We start from the raw sequence: 15811 nt of genomic DNA, 5'->3' as shown, positions 1-15811 counted from the left end.
GTCAGCGTCCGGCCTTCGGGGCGAACATACGTGCCACGAGCCGCGCGATGAGGTTCAGGAGCATCACGAAGATGATGAGGACGAGTGCGGCGCCCCAGGCACGCTGCGTGCTCGGCCCCGGGTTCGACGGCGACGTCGGGTTGAGGATCTGCGTGTAGATGAAAGTCGGAAGCGAGGACATCCAGTCCGAGAAGACGTTTGCGTTGATCTTCGTGGCGAAGCCTGCCGTCACGAGGATCGGGGCCGTCTCGCCGATGACTCGCGCGATCGCGAGGGTCACGCCGGACGCGATGCCGGAGATCGCCGTCGGGATAACCACCCTGAGGATGGTGCGCCACTTGCGGACTCCCAGCGCGTACGACGCCTCGCGGAGCTCGTTCGGGACGATGCGGAGCATCTCCTCGCTCGAACGGACCACCACGGGGATCATGAGGACGGAAAGGGCGACGGCGGCTACGAACCCGGTCTTCGTCCCGGGACCGAACATCGTCGCGAAGAGCGCGGCTGCGAAGAGCCCGGCCACGATCGAGGGAATGCCCGTCATGACGTCCACGAAGAAGGTGATGGCCCGCGCGAGCTTGCCGTCATTGCCGTACTCGACGAGGTAGATCGACGTCAGCAGGCCGATCGGCACCGAGATGAGCGTGGCCCACAGCGTGATGATGAGCGTGCCAAGGAGCGAGTGGTAGATGCCGCCCAGTACCCGCGTGCCGTTGTCGACCGATTCGTTGTCTTGGATGCCGCTCACGCCGTTCATTGACGTTCCGAGGAAGCCCGGCGTAGCAAGCCCCTTCGTGCCCTCGACGAGCACCGTCCAGATGACCGAGACGAGCGGGAGCAGCGCGACAAGGAATGCCGCGACCACGAGGCACGTGGCGAGCTTGTCCTTGGCCTTGCGCGACCCCTCGACGGCGCCGCTCCACGCGACGAACACCACGGTGAACGCGAGCGCCGCGAAGACGCCCCATCCGAATGGGTTGAAGCCGACCAGGGTCGAGAGCGCGGCGCCAATAACGAGGGCCACGATGAGCGAGACCCACGGGGCCAAACGGGGCAACCGGTTCCGTGTCAGCGCGGAGCGGCGCGGGCGAGCGGTGAGGGTGGTCATGTCAGTTCGCTCCCGAGAATTCCTTATGGCGGCTGATGACCCACCGCGCAATGACGTTCACAACGAGCGTGATCACGAAGAGCACGAGGCCCGCAGCAATGAGCGTGCTGAGGCTCAGGCCGCTTGCCTCGGGGAAGTTGAGGGCGATCTCCGCGGCGATGGTCTGGTTGCCGGACTGGATGAGGCTCACGATGAGCGGACCCGACGAGAGCACGAGGGCCACGGCCATCGTCTCGCCGAGCGCGCGGCCGAGGCCGAGCATGATCGCGCTGATGATGCCCGGGCGGGCAAACGGGAAGACGGCCATGCGGATCATCTCCCACCGAGTGGCGCCGAGGGCCAGGGCGGCTTCCTCGTGCAGTTTCGGAGTCTGGAGGAAGATCTCGCGCGAGATCGAGGTGATGATCGGGATGACCATGACCGAAAGCACGACGGCGGCGGTGAAGATCGTCTTGCCGGTCGCCGAGGGAGGGCCCGCGAAGATCGGGATCCACCCGAGCGCGGACGCGAGCCAGTTGTAGCCGGGTACGAGCGCGGGCGCGAGGAACGAGATGCCCCATGCGCCGAAGATGACCGACGGGATGGCGGCGAGCAGGTCGATCACGTAGCCGAGGATCTGCGCGAGGCGCCGCGGAGCGTAGTGTGAGATGAAGAGCGCCACACCGATCGAGATGGGAGTCGCGACGATGAGTGCAATGGCCGCCGCGATGACGGTGCCGATGACGAGGGGAACGATGTAGGCCCAGAAGCCCTTTCCGCTGGCGATCTGGTCCTGCGGGGCCACGAGCGCCGGCAACGCCTGCGCGATGAGGAAGACGGCGACGGCGAAGAGGACCACCAAGATGACCACACCCGCTGCGAGAGCAGCGCCCGAAAAGATCCTGTCCCCCGTGGCGCCGTTCCGCGACGTGAGCCTGCGGGCACCGCCTGACTGCTCGGGGGTCTTTGTCTCAGTTGTGGTCACATCAGGTCCCTTGGATGAAGCGTGGGCGGTCTCGTCGGCGGCTCTCGTCATCTTGACACGTCCTCTCCCATTCAGCGTAAGGCCCGCCCCGGCCTGAGACCGAAGCGGGCCTTGCACTGGCTCAGTTACTACTAGGACTTGACCTTGATCGAGTCGACAGCCGTCTTGACCTTGGCAGCCAGGGTCGAGGAGAGCGCGGCGCTCTTTGCCGCGGAGGCAGCGGCCTTCTGGCCGGCATCCGAGGCGACGTAGGTCTCCCACGCCTTGACGAGGTCAACCGTGGCCTGGTCCTTGTACGTGGTGCAGACCACGTGGTAGGAGACGAGAACGATCGGGTAGGCCGAGCTGTCCGTGAGCGTGCGGTTCAGGTTGAGCGCGAGGTCGTTGGCGGCGCGGCCGTCGGCCGGCTTGGAGAGCTCAACGGCCTTCGCGGCACCGGCGGCAGAAAGCGCGACGAACGTGTCGCCCACCTTGATCTTGGCCTTGCCGAGGCTGCCGCTCACGGCGGAGTCATCGGCGTAGGCGAAGGCGCCCTGCGTGTCGGTGACCGTCTTGACGACGCCGGACGTGCCCTTGGCGTTCTCGCCCGGGAGCGAGGCCGGCCAGGTCTGGCTCGACTTGTCGGTCCAGACCGACGGGGCGGCCTTGTTGAGGTAGTCCGTGAAGTTCTGCGTGGTGCCCGAGTCGTCGGAGCGGTGAACCGGCGTGATCTTGAGGTCCGGCAGCTTTGCGGAGGAGTTGTCCGCGGCGATGGCCGGGTCGTTCCACTTCGTGATCTGGCCACGGAAGATCTTCGCGATCGTGTCCGCCGTCAGGTTGAGGTCGCTGACGCCCGGGAGGTTGAACGTCACGGCGATCGGGGAGATGTAGACGGGGAGGTCGAGCGCACCGTCGGTCCCGCAGACGGCCTTGGCGGACGTGAGCTCGTCCGTCGACATGGCCGCGTCGGTGCCTGCGAACTGGCTCGCGCCGGAGATGAACGTCTTCCGGCCGGCGCCGGAGCCATCAGGGGAGTACTGGACGGTCACGCCTGGGTTCGCCTGGGTGAAGCCCTGCTTCCACGCGTCGATCGCGGCCGACTGGGCGCTCGAGCCGGTGCCGGTGAGCGTGCCCGTGACCTTCGGGCCCGAGGGCGTCGACGAGGCGCTCGAGCCCGAGTTGGTCGCGTTGTCGGACCCACACGCGGACAGCGCAAGCGCACCAGCCGCAACGAGAGCAACGGCCGAGAGGCGGCCGAAACGGTTAGCCTTCACGAATTTAACCCCTTCCAGGGTGTTTGAGGTGCGCCCGTGCGAAGAGCGCTTTCCCAGCAGGTGCGTACGAGTCGTACTGGCTCGAACCTAGGGTTCGCAAGTAAAGAGACTCGTTGGGCCGGGTGAACGAGAGGTTAACGAGAGACGGAGTTCGGGTGACTTGTCGCGCGGGAGTCTTGCAGATCACACCCCTGAGAGACTAAAAGCATCCAGCCAACCCACGGCAAAGGTTCGGTGAACGCCATGGCACGCTCCGCCGTCGTTCGTTGCTGTCTGCGCCGCCTCCTTAAACTTCCTCTATGGACACCTCGCAGGCCGACGTGACGACGCCGGGTGCAGCGGCACGAGCGCGGGTGGCCGGGATCTCGAAGCTCGCGCGCGAACGGGCCAGGGCCGGCTGGTCCCGTACGCGCGCCTCCGCGCTCCCCGCGCTGCTCATGACCGTGGGCGCCGTCCTCGCGTACCTCATCGCGTACTACGCCCTGGGCCACGTGGGCCCGATCTTCGCGGCCACATCGGCGCTCATCGCGCTCGGCTTCGGCCGCGATCTGACCATCCGAAAGGTCCTCGAGGTCTCGGTGGGCTGCACGCTCGGGATCGTGCTCGGCGACCTCATGGTCACGTACTTCGGCGCCGGGATCTGGCAGGCCGGCGTAGTCCTCATGGCCTCGCTCCTCTTCGCGCGGTTCCTCGACCGCGGCGTCATCTTCGCGACGCAGCTGGGCATCCAGGCCCTCTTCGTGGTGCTCCTCCCGGCGCCCGTTGGCGGCCCGTTCACGCGCAGCCTCGACGCCGTGGTCGGCGGCCTGGTCTCGCTGCTCATCACCGCACTCCTGCCCCGCGATCCGCGGGTTCAGCCGCGGCAGGACCTTCAAGAGCTCGTTGCGGCATTCTCGGCGATGCTCCAGGAATGTGCGGACGCGCTCACCGAGAGCGATTCGACCCGCGCGTGGCACGCACTCGTGCGCGGGAGGGGCTCGCAGGGCCTCGTCGACACGATCCGCGCGACCCTCAAGACCTCGGGCGAGGTGGCCACGATCGCCCCGGCGTACCGGCGCTTCCGCGGCGAGATCGAGGACTTCGCTCGGGCGGTCGAATACCTCGACCTTGCATTGCGCAACGGCCGCGTGGTCGCGCGGCGGCTCACGAGCACCATCAATAACGCGGCCCTGTCCGAGCTCGCGGCGGAGAGCATCGCGGACCTCCTTTCGGACACCGCGGAGTCCCTCGACCTCGTGGCCGCGGGCCTGTCGACGTGGGATCGCGAGGAGCGCAGGGTCAATCTGCGCAGCGCGGGGCTCATGCTCGAGGACATCGCGTCCCGAGCGCACCCCAAGAAGCTCCACGTTGAGCGGCTCGAGGGCGAGGCGCTCGTGATCCTCGTGCGGCCCATGATCGTGGACCTCCTCGAGGCCACCGGCTACGAACACGACGACGCAGTGGCGCTCTTGCCAGACCTCTAGCCAAAAATGTCGGGGCCCCGAACTAGCCTTGGGTCAGTGTGAGGGTGGTGCTGCCGCTGTTGCGGTGGTTGGATCCTGATCACCCGTCGTCTGGCTCGTAGCCTTGGTGCCGCTTTCGGGCTGGCGTCCATGCGTTTTGCCGGCGTCGGGTGTGATGGACCGGCCGGCGTGACTTGATAGGAGCGTGGCGTCGCCCCCACTGAGGTATGTCCGCCGACCGGCCCAGCCGTTCCTCACGATGAAGGGAGGCAACCACCATGGTTGTCGTTGGCGCCGATGTCCACAAGCACACCCACACGTTCGTCGCGGCCGATGAGGTCGGCCGCGAGCTCGGCCACGTCACGGTGTCGGCCGATGAGAAGGGCCACCGGAAGGCGATCCGCTGGGCCAGGGAACGCTTCGGCGAGGAGGTGCGGTGGGGCGTGGAGGACTGCCGTCACCTCTCGGCCCGGCTCGAGCGGGACCTGCTGGCCGCGGGCCAGCAGGTAGTGCGGGTTCCACCGAAGCTCATGGCCCAGGCGCGGGCCTCGGCACGGACCCGGGGCAAGTCGGACCCGATCGATGCCCTTGCCGTGGCCCGGGCGGTGCTGCGGGAGCCGGACCTGCCCGCCGCGGTTCACGATGAGGCCTCCCGGGAGCTCAGGCTCCTGGTGGACCGGCGGGAAGACCTGATCAAGCACCGCACCGCGACGGTGAACCGGCTGCTGTGGCGGGTCCACGAGCTCGACCCCGCGATGGCCCCGCCCGCCCGGTCGCTGGACCGCCGCAAGCACCAGCAGCGCCTGCGCGCCTGGCTGGAAGCCCTCGACGGGATCGTCGCCGAGCTCGCCCTGGACGAGCTCGGCGACGTCGAAGAGCTCACCGGCCGCATCGACGCGCTCGAGAAGCGCATCACAGCGCGGGCCCGCGAGGCCGCCCCTGCCCTCGTGGCGATTCCCGGGTGCGGGGCGCTGACCGCGGCGAAGATCGTCGGGGAGGTCGCCGGCATCGCCCGGTTCAAGTCCGAGGCAGCGTTCGCCCGCTACTCCGGCATCGCCCCGGTCCCGGTCTGGTCGGGCAACACCGCGGGCCGCGTCCGGCTCACCCGTTCCGGGAACCGCCAGCTCAATGCAGCCGTTCACCGCATCGCCGTCACCCAAATCCGGATACAGGGATTGGGCAAGGCCTACTACGAGAAACGCCTCAACGGAGGCGACAGCAGGACCGAAGCCCTCCGCTGCCTCAAACGACGCCTATCCCGCATCGTCTACAACCACCTCCAAACCGACCATCGAGCACACGCCGCAGCTTGCGCTGCGACGGCGGCTTGACATAGGAGAAACCTATGGCTTCGAAGACCTCCACACGCCAGTCCTCCCGCGGCGCCGCTGGCTACCGCTGCGCCGAATGCGGCTGGACCACGGCCAAGTGGGTGGGCCGCTGCGGTGAGTGCCAGGCGTGGGGCACCGTTGATGAGATCGGGGGCGTCGTCGCGCGGACGACGGCGGCCGCCTCCGTTCGCGAGCCGGCCCGCCTGATTGCCGAGATCGACGCGACCGAGGCGGCGTTCCTCCCGACGGAGGTCGCCGAGCTCGACCGGGTGCTGGGCGGCGGGCTCGTGCCGGGGGCGGTCATCCTCCTCGCGGGAGAACCGGGCGTGGGCAAGTCGACGCTCCTGCTCGACGTCGCGGCCAAGGTCGCGGCGGCCGGGACCGGAGGCGTGCTGTATGTGACGGGCGAGGAATCCGCGGCGCAGGTCAAGCTGCGCGCCGAGCGGATCGGCGCGGTCGCGTCCGGGCTCTACCTCTCGGCGGAGACCGACCTCGGCCAAGCGCTCGGCCAGGTCGAGAAGCTCGAGCCGAGGCTGCTCGTGGTCGACTCAGTGCAGACCCTCTCGAGCTCCGAGGTCGAGGGCAGCGCGGGCGGGGTCTCCCAGGTGCGCGAGGTCGCGGCGTCGCTCATCGCCGCGGCGAAGCGGCGCAACATGACGACGCTCCTCGTGGGCCACGTGACGAAGGAGGGCTCGATCGCGGGCCCACGGCTCCTCGAACACCTCGTCGACGTCGTGTGCCAGTTCGAGGGCGAGCGCCACTCGCGCCTCCGGCTCCTGCGCGCCGTCAAGAATCGCTACGGTCCCACTGACGAGGTGGGCTGCTTCGACCTCGGCGAGGAGGGGATCACAAGCGTCACGGACCCGTCCGGGCTGTTCGTCTCCCGGACGCGCGAGCCCGTGTCCGGGACGTGCATCACCGTGACGCTCGAAGGGCGGAGGCCCCTGCTCGCGGAGGTTCAGTCACTGCTGGCGGAGAGCACGAACGCGCAGCCCCGCCGGGCCACGAGCGGGCTCGACTCCTCGCGCGTCGCGATGCTGCTCGCGGTCCTCCAGCAGCGCGCGGGCTGCGTGCTCCACAAGGATGACAGCTACGTGGCCACCGTGGGCGGCGTGAAGCTCAGCGAGCCGGCGACGGATCTCGCGGTGGCCCTCGCGGTCGCCTCGGCCAAGACGCGCCAGGCACTCCCGCAGCGGCTCATCGCGTTCGGCGAGGTCGGCCTCGCGGGCGAGGTGCGCCCCGTGCCCGGAATCAACCGGCGCATTCAAGAGGCCCACCGCCTCGGCTTCACCCACGCGATCGTGCCCGCGAGCCCCACGGGGCCGGGCGACATCCCGCACGGCTTCTCGGTGCGCGAGGTCGGGCACGTGGCCGACGCGCTCGGTCTCCTGATCACCCCGTCCTGACGCCGAATCGTTGTCTAGCGGGGCTAACCGTTAGCGGACCCGCATATACCATGGGACTCAGTGCCCGCGTGGGTGCCTTTGTTGTGCCGCGAAAGGGAAGGTCATATGGCTCGGAGCCCCGAGGAAGTGCTAGCCGCCACCTTGGGCAGGGTCGCACCGGGAACCGGGCTCCGCGACGGCCTCGAACGAATTCTCCGCGGGCGCACGGGCGCACTCATCGTGTTGGGTTTCGATCGCACCGTCGAGTCCATCTGCTCGGGCGGATTCGAGATCGGGATCGACTTCTCCCCCACGCGCCTTCGCGAGCTCGCGAAGATGGATGGCGCGATCGTCACGGACCGCGACGCGAAGACGATCCTGAGGGCCGCCGTCCACCTCGTCCCGGACTCGACGATTCCCACGTCCGAATCCGGCACGCGCCACCGCACCGCGGAGCGCGTCGCGATCCAAACCGGACTTCCGGTCATCTCCGTGAGCCAGTCGATGCAGATCATCGCACTGTACGTCCGCGGCCTCCGCTACGTGCTCGAAGGTTCGGAGAAGGTGCTCGCCCGCGCGAACCAGGCGCTCGCGACGCTCGAGCGGTACCGCGCGCGGCTCGACCAGGTCACGAACTCGCTCTCGGCCCTCGAGATCGAGGCCATGGTGACCGTGCGCGACGTCGCCCAGACCCTTCAGCGCCAGGAGATGGTGCGCCGCATCTCCGAGGAGATCGGCCAGTACGTCCTCGAACTCGGCGAGGACGGCAGGCTGCTCTCGCTCCAGCTCGAGGAGCTCACGGTCGGGCGCGGGCCGGGCAGCGACGTCGTGATCCGTGACTATGCGGGCGACGAGGCGACCGCGGAGATGATCGACGGCGCCGTCGAGGCGCTCGCTGGGCTATCCTCGACGGACCTCATCGACCTCAACCGCATTGCGGGAATCCTCGGCTACGCGGGCGGCGAGGCGACGCTCGACGCCGTCGTCGAGCCCCGCGGCTATCGGCTCATCACGGGGCTCAAGCCCGTTCCGCGCGCGGTCGCGGACCGGCTCGTGGACCACTTCGGCGGGCTCCAGAACCTCATGGCGGCCACCATCGAGGACCTCATGACCGTGGACGGCATCGGCGAGCAGCGGGCTCGCACCGTGCGCGAGGGGCTCAGCCGCATGGCCGAGGCGAGCCTCCTGGACCGCTTCCTCTGACGTTGCGGGGTCACTGCCGTCGGGTACAAGACCCCACAACCTGAGGGACGGGACCCCACAACCCCTACTGGAGCTCGAAGACGGCCTTCTTGCTCTGAGTCGCCCCGAGCGACGTCGTGAGCACGTATTGGCCGGGACGCGGCTTCACCGTGACGGCCTTGCACCCCTCGGTCGAACGCGTGCGCGGCCACGGGAAGTTCGCTGTCTCGCTGGCCCCGGCGGCGATCGTCTTCGGGAGGTCGGACGCGCCGTCCTGGCAGTCCTTCGAGTCGAAGATCCGGTCCGGGCCGCTCGTGATGAGGTACTCCATCTGGGACGTACCGAGGTTCACAGGGCACGGGATGGAGTTCTGATTGGTGACCTTGAGCGTCAGGACGGGGTTCTCCGTGGGCCCGTAGAGCGGCTTGTCGGTCGCGGCGGCGACCACGATCTTGGCGGGGTCGCACGTGGGAGTCGGCGGGGTGGTCGGGGTGGGCGGGACGGTCGCCGTCGGTCCGGGGGAATCGGCCGCCGGATCCGCGGGCGCCGTCGCAGTGGTGAGGGGGCCGCCGTCGTCCGCGGTCCGGGCCGGGGCAGCGGACCCAGCGCCGCGGACGAGGCCGACGGCGCCCCACGCACCCACGCCGAGGAGCACGAGGAGGCAGGCCAAGAGCGTCCCGAGAACCACACGGCGCCGACGGTAGACGGCGGGACTCTGACGGGCGGCGGGCCGAGCAGCCTTGCCGCTCCCGCCTCCGCTCCGCGCCCCTGAAGTCTTTCCGCCACGCCGTGCCATATTTCTAGGCTAGGAAAGCATTCGTCCCGCGGCGTGACGCCGCGCCGCGCCGACTAGAGTGGAATGGCCCACCCGACCCGAGGAGCGCCCCTGACCGCTACCGCCGAGCCCGAAGTCCTCGAGGGCTTGCATCGCACCCTCGCCGACTGGTTCGCCACCGAGGCCCGCGACCTTCCGTGGCGGGATCCTGTCTGCCCGCCGTGGGGCGTCCTCGTGAGCGAGGTCATGCTCCAGCAGACCCCGGTGGTCCGCGTCCTGCCGGTCTGGCGTGAATGGATGGAGCGCTGGCCCCGGCCTGCGGACCTCGCCGCGGAGCCGCCGGGCGAGGCCGTGCGCGCGTGGGGCCGTCTCGGGTATCCGCGCCGCGCCCTGCGGCTGCACGCCGCGGCCGCCGTCATCGCGGGAGAGCACGGCGGCGAGCTCCCCAACACCGAGGAGGCCCTCCTCGCGCTTCCCGGCGTGGGCGGATACACGGCCGCCGCAGTCGCGGCCTTCGCGTTCGGGCGGCGTGCCGCCGTCGTCGACACGAATATCCGCCGCGTCCACGCGCGCCTCGTGCGCGGCGAGGCGCTTCCCGCGCCGTCGTTCACCGCCGCCGAGCGTCGCCTTGCCGAGGAGCTGCTCCCGGACGACGGCGCCGCCTCCGTGCGCTGGAACGTCGCCGTCATGGAGCTTGGCGCGATCGTGTGCACGGCCCGTTCGCCGCGCTGCGACGCGTGCCCCGTGGCCGACGCGTGTGCTTGGCGCGCAGCGGGCGAGCCCCCGCCGCGGTACGTGCCGAAGGGGCAGGCGTGGCACGGCACGGATCGGCAGGTGCGGGGCGCGGTCATGGCCGTGCTGCGTGCCGCGTCGCGGCCGGTGCCGCGCGCGCTCTTCGAGGGCCCCGCGCTTGTCGCGGCGGGCGACGGCGGTCCGGTCGCCGCCGAACTCGCGCGTCTCCGTGCGCTCGAGCCCGCGCCCGAGCAGCTCGAGCGCTCTATCGCGGGGCTTCTCGCGGACGGACTCGCGACCGAGAACGACGGCGGGCTGGCGCTTCCTTAGAGCCGTAGGCCGTACTGTGGCTGGAACGCGGCCGAAAAGGCATTGAGTCGCCACGCGCCGCGGCCTACCCTCGCCTCATGCAAGGGGCCAGGAAGCTCGGGGCCGCCTTCGCGTGCGCCCTCGGTGCGTGCACGCTTCTGACGGCTTGCCTCCCACAGCCCATCGCGTGCCCCATGATCGCCGCGGCGCCCATCGTCACAATCCACGTCACGCCCGAACGGGCCGCGACCCTCGACCCGACCTCCCTCACGGGCGAGGCCTGCCAGAACGGCCAATGCCACGGCGGGCCGCTCACCCTCGCCGACGATTCGGGACCCAACACGCAGCTCGGCGCGAAGCGCGCCCAGATCATGATGATCCTGACGGACAGCCCCATCGACCTGACGGTCACGGGGACGAACACCTCGGGCAAGTCCATCGGCTCGAACCACGTGAGATTCACTCCCCGCGTCGAATACCCGTGGGGCAGGCAGTGCCAACGGGTACTGATCGCCGAGGCCACGCTGGACAATCAGGGCCTCTACGCGGGCTGAGCCGGCTGTCGCTCGGCTACGGGCGGCGCGCTACTCCCGCGCGCGGCCCGCAAGCCACTTGATCATGCGCGTGTTGCCGAGGGTATTCGGCTTGACCCGGGCGAGGTCGAGGAACTCGGCGACGCCCTCGTCCTGCGAGCGCAGGAGTTCGGAGTACACCTCGGGGTCCACGGCCGACTGGTCGGGCATGACCTCGAAGCCGTGCCGCTCGAAGAACCGCACCTCGAAGGTGAGGCAGAAGACGCGCTGGACGCCGACGTCATACGCGTCCACGAGAAGCTGCTCGACGAGCGCGTGCCCTACGCCACGCCCCCGCCACGTGCCCGCCGCGGCGAGCGTGCGCACCTCGGCGAGATCCTCCCACATGACGTGCAGCGCTCCGCAGCCCACGAGCTCGCCGTCGGGGGCCTCGGCGACGCGGAACTCCTGAATGGCCTCGAAGTACGCCACGGACTCCTTCGAGATGAGGATCCGCTTCTCGGCAAGCGGGGCCACGAGCTGCTTGATCGCCGCGACGTCGCTCGTCCTCGCGCGTCGCACCCGGAAGGGCGGGGCGGCAGGCTCGGTCACGACAGGGAGGGGGGCGGTCATGGTGCCATCCTAGTGGCGGGGTATGGCCGGGATGAGCGCCGCGTTACGGCCCCGAGAGCTCCTTGAAGTAGTAGAGCTGCGCCTCGGTCTGGCCCGGCTCGTGGTTGGCGTACCCGTGACGCTCGTAGAAGCGCCGCGCGTCCACGTCCTCGCCGTCCACGTTGATCTCGAGCAGCTCGGCGCCGCGCTCGCGCACGAGAGCCTCGGCCGCGGCGAGGAGCTCGCCGCCGAGCCCCTCACCGCGCCTCGCAGGCTCGACGTAGAGCTCATCGAGGAGCGCGACCGGTCCGTCGAACCACACATTCGGCCGGAACGTGAGCACGGCGAGGCCCACCGCAGGCTCCCCCACGAGCAGCGCCACCACGTCGCCGGCACCAAGCAGCCCGACCAGCCGCGCCGCGAGGGCGCGGATGCCCGGCGTCGGGGACTCGAATTCGCGGTTGAACGCATCGAGCAGCTCGGCGACGACCACAGCCTCGCCCGGAGTGGCCCGCCGCACAGCGTCGCCGCCCATGGCTAGAGCCCGAGCTCCTTGGGCAGCTCCCGGGACTCCCCGAGGACGTGCTCAGCCAGAAACGCATTCACGACGCCGTACCAGACCTTCGCGTGCTGCGGCTTGAGGATCCAGTGATTCTCGTCCGGGAAGTACAGGAAGCGGTGCGGCGTGCGGCCCTCGCCGTCGGTCGCGAGCTGCGACGCGCTCAGGAGCTCGTACCACAGACGCAGCCCCTCGCCGATGGGCACGCGGTAGTCCTTGTCACCGTGGACCACGAGCATAGGCGTGCGGATCTCGCCGACCGAGTGGTGCGGCGAATGCGCCTCCGTCATCGCGGCGTCCATCTCCTTGGCCCAGTACTGGCTCAGGTCAGTGGACTTGCCGAAGCCCTCGAGGGCCCACAGGCTCGCGTGCGTGACGATCGCCCGGAAGCGGTCGGTGTGCCCCGCGACCCAGTTGGCCATGTACCCGCCGAACGAGCCGCCCATCGCCGCCGTCCGCCCCGCGTCGAGGTCGGGCCGTTCGAGGGCGGCGTCCATGATGGTCATGAGGTCCGTGAACGGCTCGGCGCCCCACCGGCCCCAGCCGCGCTGGATGAAGTCCTGGCCGTAGCCCGTCGAGAGGGCGGGGTCCGGGAGGAGGACGGCGTAGCCCTGCGCGGTCATGAGCCACGGGTTCCAGCGCCACGTCCACGCGTTCCACGAGCCGATGGGGCCGCCATGGATCCACAGGAGGAGCGGGTGTTTCGCGGCGCCGTCTGCGCCCGGGTCCCGCGGGGCGCCCGAAGGAGCCGACGACGGCGGGAGGGCAAGCCATGCGCGCAGCGGGCTGCCGTCCGCGGCGGTCGCGGTAACCTCCTCGAGCCGGCCGGGGATCTCGGGCCGCTCCGCGGGGTTCTGCAGGCGCGTGACCTCGCCGGTCGCGAGGTCGATCCGCACCGCCTCGGCGGGGAACAGGTACGAACTGCGGAGCGCGAACGCGCTCGCCCCATCCGGCGCGACGACGACGTCGGTGTACGCGGCGTCGTCGGGCGTCACTCGGGTGACCTCGCCGCTCGCGGCGTCGATGCGGAACACAGGTGAGCGGCCGCCGTCGTCCGCGGTGACGAGCAGCGCGGAGCCGTCGGGGAGCCATTCCGCGGGATGCGGGTGGCGGTCCCATCCGGGCGCGAGGCGGCGCAGTTCGCCGCTCGCGAGATCGAGGAGGTGGAGCTCGCTCGTGTACGAGTCGGTGGGGGTCGTGTGGGGCTCGAGGATCACGGCGAGGCGCGTCCCGTCCGGGCTCACGGGCCCCGGGTGGAAGTCCGTGGCGTCCCGCGCGAGGAGCGTGCGGTGGATGCCAGTCGCGGCGTCCACGGCCACGAGCTCCATGCGGAGGTCCGCCTTCGCGAGCGCCTTCACGACGCCCGCGTACAGGGTGGAGCCGTCCGGGCTGACCGTCGCCTCGCCGAACATGAGGCCGGTACCGATTCCCGGCGTGAGGTTGCGGAGCTCCAAGTCCGGGCCCTCGTCGACCGTCCCCGGCTTGCCCGGCTCGGGCGCCTTCGCCGAACGTTCGACGGCGAACAGGCTCGTCTCGCCGGGGCCGAGGTCGGCGTCCCAGAAGCGCACGGGATAGGCCGAGTGCAGGATCGCGGCGACCTTGCCGTCCTTGCGCCCCTTGCGGCGCTCCTCGTCGTCGACCTCGTCCTTGCTGCCTGGGAGGACCGAGGCCTGGACGAACGTCGCGTCCGCCGTGCGCGCCGAGAGGACGCTGCTCACGCCGCCCGCGCGGCTCACGACGACGCGCGCCTCGCCGCCGTCGCGCGGCAGGAGCCAGAGGGCGTTGACCGCATCCTCGTCCGGCTTCTCGGGGTCGGGACGGGCGGACGTGAAGAAGAGGTCGCCGTTGGCCGCGAACGCCGCCCCCGCCTCGCCCTTTGCGCTCCGCGTGATGCGGCGCGCGGGCCGCTGTCCGGTCGCGTCGAGCTCCCAGAGCGCGGAGCGGTACTCGGTGCCCTTGCCGTTGAGCGTCGCGACGGCGGTCACGAGGCGCGTGCCGTCGGGGCTCAGTGCCAGGCCGGAGAGCCGCGGGATGGCCACGTAGTGGTCGAGGTCGTGGAAGGGTGTTGCGGGGGCCGGCTTCTCGGCTGGTTTCTCCGCCGTGGAGGGCTCGGTCTGCGTTTCGGTCTGGGGCTCGGCTTCGGCGTCAGCGCTCATGGCTCCGATTCAACCCGGAAAGTGGCGTGGAGCACAGAGGCGTTCACTCATGGTGAAACACTTCTTTCACACCTCCCCTGGGCCCGTTCCCACACCGTTGTGCCGTCACCTCTACACGGTGTACGTGACGGCGCAACGGGAGCCATCCTGCGGACGTGACGGCGCAACGTCAGGCGGGCTCGCCGAAACCCCGCTCCACAAGCTCGCGCACGAGGCGAACGGCCTTCTCCGCGTCGGGCCCCGAGGCCTCAACCACGAGCTGGGCGTCCTTCCGCGCGCCGAGCGCCATGAGGGCCATCACCGACTGGGCGTCCGCGCCGTTGATCGTGATCCCGGCGTCGAGCTGCGACAGCCGGCCCGCGAGGACCGCGGCGGGCCGGGCATGCAGCCCCGCGCGATTCGTCAGCGTGACCACCGCCGACGCCGAGGGCTCGCCCACCTCGGGACCCTCCTCGGCGGGCGCGCACGGCACGGCCTCCTCCGCGGCGCGCACCACGGCGTCGACCCCCGCCCCCGATTCGGCGGCGACGGCGGCCGCGACGCTCCCCTCCACGAGCGCCGCGTCCGCGAGCCGGACCCGCGAGCGCTGCTCGTCGTCAAGGAACTCGAGGACGGACTCCGCGGTCATGACCGCGGACCCGAGATCGGTCATGATCACGACCCCCTCGCCGCGATCAGCCTCGGCCACCCCGCTCAGGATCTTCTCGAAGCTCGTGCCCACGCCGCCGTCGTCGGTCCCGCCCGCCGCGACGAGCGGCACCGAACCCGCCATCTGCGCGGCGAGCTCGACGACGCCCTCTGCGAGCCGCGCGCTGTGGGAGACGATGAGGAGCCCGACTGGCGTCACTCGAAGCCGCCCGCGCTGATCTCGGAGACCGCTGCGGTCACGGCCGCGCGCAGGATGTACGACGTCGAGACGGCACCCGGGTCGAGATGCCCCGCACTGCGCTCCCCGAGGTAGCTCGCGCGCCCCTTCCGGGCCACCAGCGGGATCGTCGCCTGGGCGCCCGCCTCGGCCGCCGACGCAGCGGCGGCCAGGGCGGCCTCGCCGTCGCCCGCCCGACCTGCGGCGGCGACGGCCGGGGTCCACGCATCGACCATCGTCTTGTCGCCAAGCTCAGCCTTGCCGCGCGCCACGATCCCGTCCCGCGCGGCGGCGAGCATCGCCTCGACCGCGGGCCCGTCGAGGGCACTCCGCTCTCCCGCGGCGACGGACGCCCGGAGGAACGCCGTGCCGTAGAGCGGGCCGGCCGCGCCACCCACTTTGCTCATGAGCATCATCGCGGCCACCTTGAGCGCCGCGGCGACCGAGTCGCTCGGGCCCTCGTCAAGCTTCTCGACGACCGCCCGGAAGCCGCGATCCATGTTCTCGCCGTGGTCGCCGTCGCCGATCGCCCGGTCGAGGTCGATGAGTTCCTCGCGGTGCGCCGCCATCACCCGGGCGCATTCGCGGAGCCAGCGGTCGGCCCAGGCTGCATCCAGATCCGTCAT

The 15811-nt window shown here is 70.4% G+C and carries 15 protein-coding genes; 6 read left to right on the top strand and 9 right to left on the bottom strand.

What is annotated here, in order from left to right; translation table 11 throughout:
- Position 1: 1 nt before the first annotated feature.
- The 3 genes from pstA to pstS form a co-directional block, all read right to left on the bottom strand.
- On the bottom strand, positions 2 to 1108 hold the full coding sequence (gene pstA / locus ACOKR1_RS01050; RefSeq protein WP_422934938.1) for a phosphate ABC transporter permease PstA: 1107 nt from the start codon (positions 1106 to 1108) through the stop codon (positions 2 to 4).
- A 1-nt stretch (position 1109) separates the two neighbouring features.
- A complete protein-coding gene (gene pstC, locus ACOKR1_RS01045; protein ID WP_422934937.1) occupies positions 1110 to 2123 on the bottom strand; it encodes a phosphate ABC transporter permease subunit PstC in 1014 nt (337 codons plus the stop codon).
- An 80-nt stretch (positions 2124 to 2203) separates the two neighbouring features.
- Positions 2204 to 3325 carry a phosphate ABC transporter substrate-binding protein PstS gene (gene pstS, locus ACOKR1_RS01040; RefSeq protein ID WP_422934936.1) on the bottom strand — a complete coding sequence of 374 codons (1122 nt, stop codon included), beginning with the start codon at positions 3323 to 3325 and terminating at the stop codon, positions 2204 to 2206.
- A 299-nt stretch (positions 3326 to 3624) separates the two neighbouring features.
- On the opposite strand from pstS, the gene ACOKR1_RS01035 reads away from it, so the two are divergent.
- The 4 genes from ACOKR1_RS01035 (at position 3625) to disA (ending at position 8686) form a co-directional block, all read left to right on the top strand.
- Entirely contained in the window at positions 3625 to 4788 is a 1164-nt protein-coding gene (locus tag ACOKR1_RS01035; RefSeq protein ID WP_422934935.1) for an FUSC family protein, read from the top strand.
- A gap of 257 nt (positions 4789 to 5045) precedes the next feature.
- Positions 5046 to 6098, top strand: a complete 1053-nt coding sequence (locus ACOKR1_RS01030; RefSeq protein ID WP_422934429.1) for an IS110 family transposase — start codon at positions 5046 to 5048, stop codon at positions 6096 to 6098.
- A 14-nt stretch (positions 6099 to 6112) separates the two neighbouring features.
- Positions 6113 to 7504, top strand: a complete 1392-nt coding sequence (gene radA, locus ACOKR1_RS01025; protein WP_422934934.1) for a DNA repair protein RadA — start codon at positions 6113 to 6115, stop codon at positions 7502 to 7504.
- Between the two features lie 105 nt (positions 7505 to 7609).
- Complete coding sequence (disA, locus tag ACOKR1_RS01020) at positions 7610 to 8686, top strand: DNA integrity scanning diadenylate cyclase DisA (RefSeq protein ID WP_422934933.1); 1077 nt, start codon at positions 7610 to 7612, stop codon at positions 8684 to 8686.
- 64 nt (positions 8687 to 8750) lie between these two features.
- On the opposite strand, the gene ACOKR1_RS01015 is transcribed toward disA, so the two are convergent.
- Complete coding sequence (locus ACOKR1_RS01015) at positions 8751 to 9461, bottom strand: hypothetical protein (protein ID WP_422934932.1); 711 nt, start codon at positions 9459 to 9461, stop codon at positions 8751 to 8753.
- A 63-nt stretch (positions 9462 to 9524) separates the two neighbouring features.
- On the opposite strand from ACOKR1_RS01015, the gene ACOKR1_RS01010 reads away from it, so the two are divergent.
- Positions 9525 to 10502, top strand: coding sequence for an A/G-specific adenine glycosylase (locus tag ACOKR1_RS01010; protein ID WP_422934931.1), 978 nt, complete (start codon positions 9525 to 9527; stop codon positions 10500 to 10502).
- Between the two features lie 77 nt (positions 10503 to 10579).
- Entirely contained in the window at positions 10580 to 11035 is a 456-nt protein-coding gene (locus ACOKR1_RS01005) for a hypothetical protein (RefSeq protein WP_422934930.1), read from the top strand.
- Positions 11036 to 11065: 30 nt separating this feature from the next.
- On the opposite strand, the gene ACOKR1_RS01000 is transcribed toward ACOKR1_RS01005, so the two are convergent.
- The 5 genes from ACOKR1_RS01000 to dhaL all read right to left on the bottom strand — a co-directional run bounded on the left by ACOKR1_RS01000 (position 11066) and on the right by dhaL (position 15811).
- Positions 11066 to 11626, bottom strand: coding sequence for an amino-acid N-acetyltransferase (locus ACOKR1_RS01000; protein WP_422934929.1), 561 nt, complete (start codon positions 11624 to 11626; stop codon positions 11066 to 11068).
- A 43-nt stretch (positions 11627 to 11669) separates the two neighbouring features.
- Positions 11670 to 12140 (bottom strand): GNAT family N-acetyltransferase, encoded by a 471-nt coding sequence (locus tag ACOKR1_RS00995; RefSeq protein ID WP_415856708.1) that lies wholly within the window; start codon positions 12138 to 12140, stop codon positions 11670 to 11672.
- 2 nt (positions 12141 to 12142) lie between these two features.
- Positions 12143 to 14320, bottom strand: a complete 2178-nt coding sequence (locus ACOKR1_RS00990; protein ID WP_422934928.1) for a prolyl oligopeptidase family serine peptidase — start codon at positions 14318 to 14320, stop codon at positions 12143 to 12145.
- Between the two features lie 169 nt (positions 14321 to 14489).
- Positions 14490 to 15167, bottom strand: coding sequence for a dihydroxyacetone kinase phosphoryl donor subunit DhaM (gene dhaM, locus ACOKR1_RS00985; protein WP_422934927.1), 678 nt, complete (start codon positions 15165 to 15167; stop codon positions 14490 to 14492).
- A complete protein-coding gene (dhaL, locus tag ACOKR1_RS00980; RefSeq protein WP_422934926.1) occupies positions 15164 to 15811 on the bottom strand; it encodes a dihydroxyacetone kinase subunit DhaL in 648 nt (215 codons plus the stop codon). The genes dhaM and dhaL overlap by 4 nt, the downstream gene beginning before the upstream one ends.

Source organism: Sinomonas sp. P47F7, from assembly GCF_049332655.1.
Classification (GTDB): Bacteria; Actinomycetota; Actinomycetes; order Actinomycetales; family Micrococcaceae; genus Sinomonas.
Note: the sequence above shows the minus strand (reverse complement) of the source record. Positions and strands in the feature narration are given on the sequence as shown.

What these genes read in the sequence shown, in the direction of transcription:
- disA (WP_422934933.1), top strand. Translation starts at nt 7,610, where the DNA reads ATGGCTCGGAGCCCCGAGGAAGTGCTAGCCGCCACCTTGGGCAGGGTC.
- ACOKR1_RS01000 (WP_422934929.1), bottom strand. Translation starts at nt 11,626, where the DNA reads ATGACCGCCCCCCTCCCTGTCGTGACCGAGCCTGCCGCCCCGCCCTTC.
- ACOKR1_RS01015 (WP_422934932.1), bottom strand. Translation starts at nt 9,461, where the DNA reads ATGGCACGGCGTGGCGGAAAGACTTCAGGGGCGCGGAGCGGAGGCGGG.
- dhaL (WP_422934926.1), bottom strand. Translation starts at nt 15,811, where the DNA reads ATGACGGATCTGGATGCAGCCTGGGCCGACCGCTGGCTCCGCGAATGC.
- radA (WP_422934934.1), top strand. Translation starts at nt 6,113, where the DNA reads ATGGCTTCGAAGACCTCCACACGCCAGTCCTCCCGCGGCGCCGCTGGC.
- pstA (WP_422934938.1), bottom strand. Translation starts at nt 1,108, where the DNA reads ATGACCACCCTCACCGCTCGCCCGCGCCGCTCCGCGCTGACACGGAAC.
- ACOKR1_RS01005 (WP_422934930.1), top strand. Translation starts at nt 10,580, where the DNA reads ATGCAAGGGGCCAGGAAGCTCGGGGCCGCCTTCGCGTGCGCCCTCGGT.
- ACOKR1_RS01030 (WP_422934429.1), top strand. Translation starts at nt 5,046, where the DNA reads ATGGTTGTCGTTGGCGCCGATGTCCACAAGCACACCCACACGTTCGTC.
- ACOKR1_RS00990 (WP_422934928.1), bottom strand. Translation starts at nt 14,320, where the DNA reads ATGAGCGCTGACGCCGAAGCCGAGCCCCAGACCGAAACGCAGACCGAG.
- pstC (WP_422934937.1), bottom strand. Translation starts at nt 2,123, where the DNA reads ATGACGAGAGCCGCCGACGAGACCGCCCACGCTTCATCCAAGGGACCT.
- ACOKR1_RS01010 (WP_422934931.1), top strand. Translation starts at nt 9,525, where the DNA reads ATGGCCCACCCGACCCGAGGAGCGCCCCTGACCGCTACCGCCGAGCCC.
- ACOKR1_RS01035 (WP_422934935.1), top strand. Translation starts at nt 3,625, where the DNA reads ATGGACACCTCGCAGGCCGACGTGACGACGCCGGGTGCAGCGGCACGA.
- ACOKR1_RS00995 (WP_415856708.1), bottom strand. Translation starts at nt 12,140, where the DNA reads ATGGGCGGCGACGCTGTGCGGCGGGCCACTCCGGGCGAGGCTGTGGTC.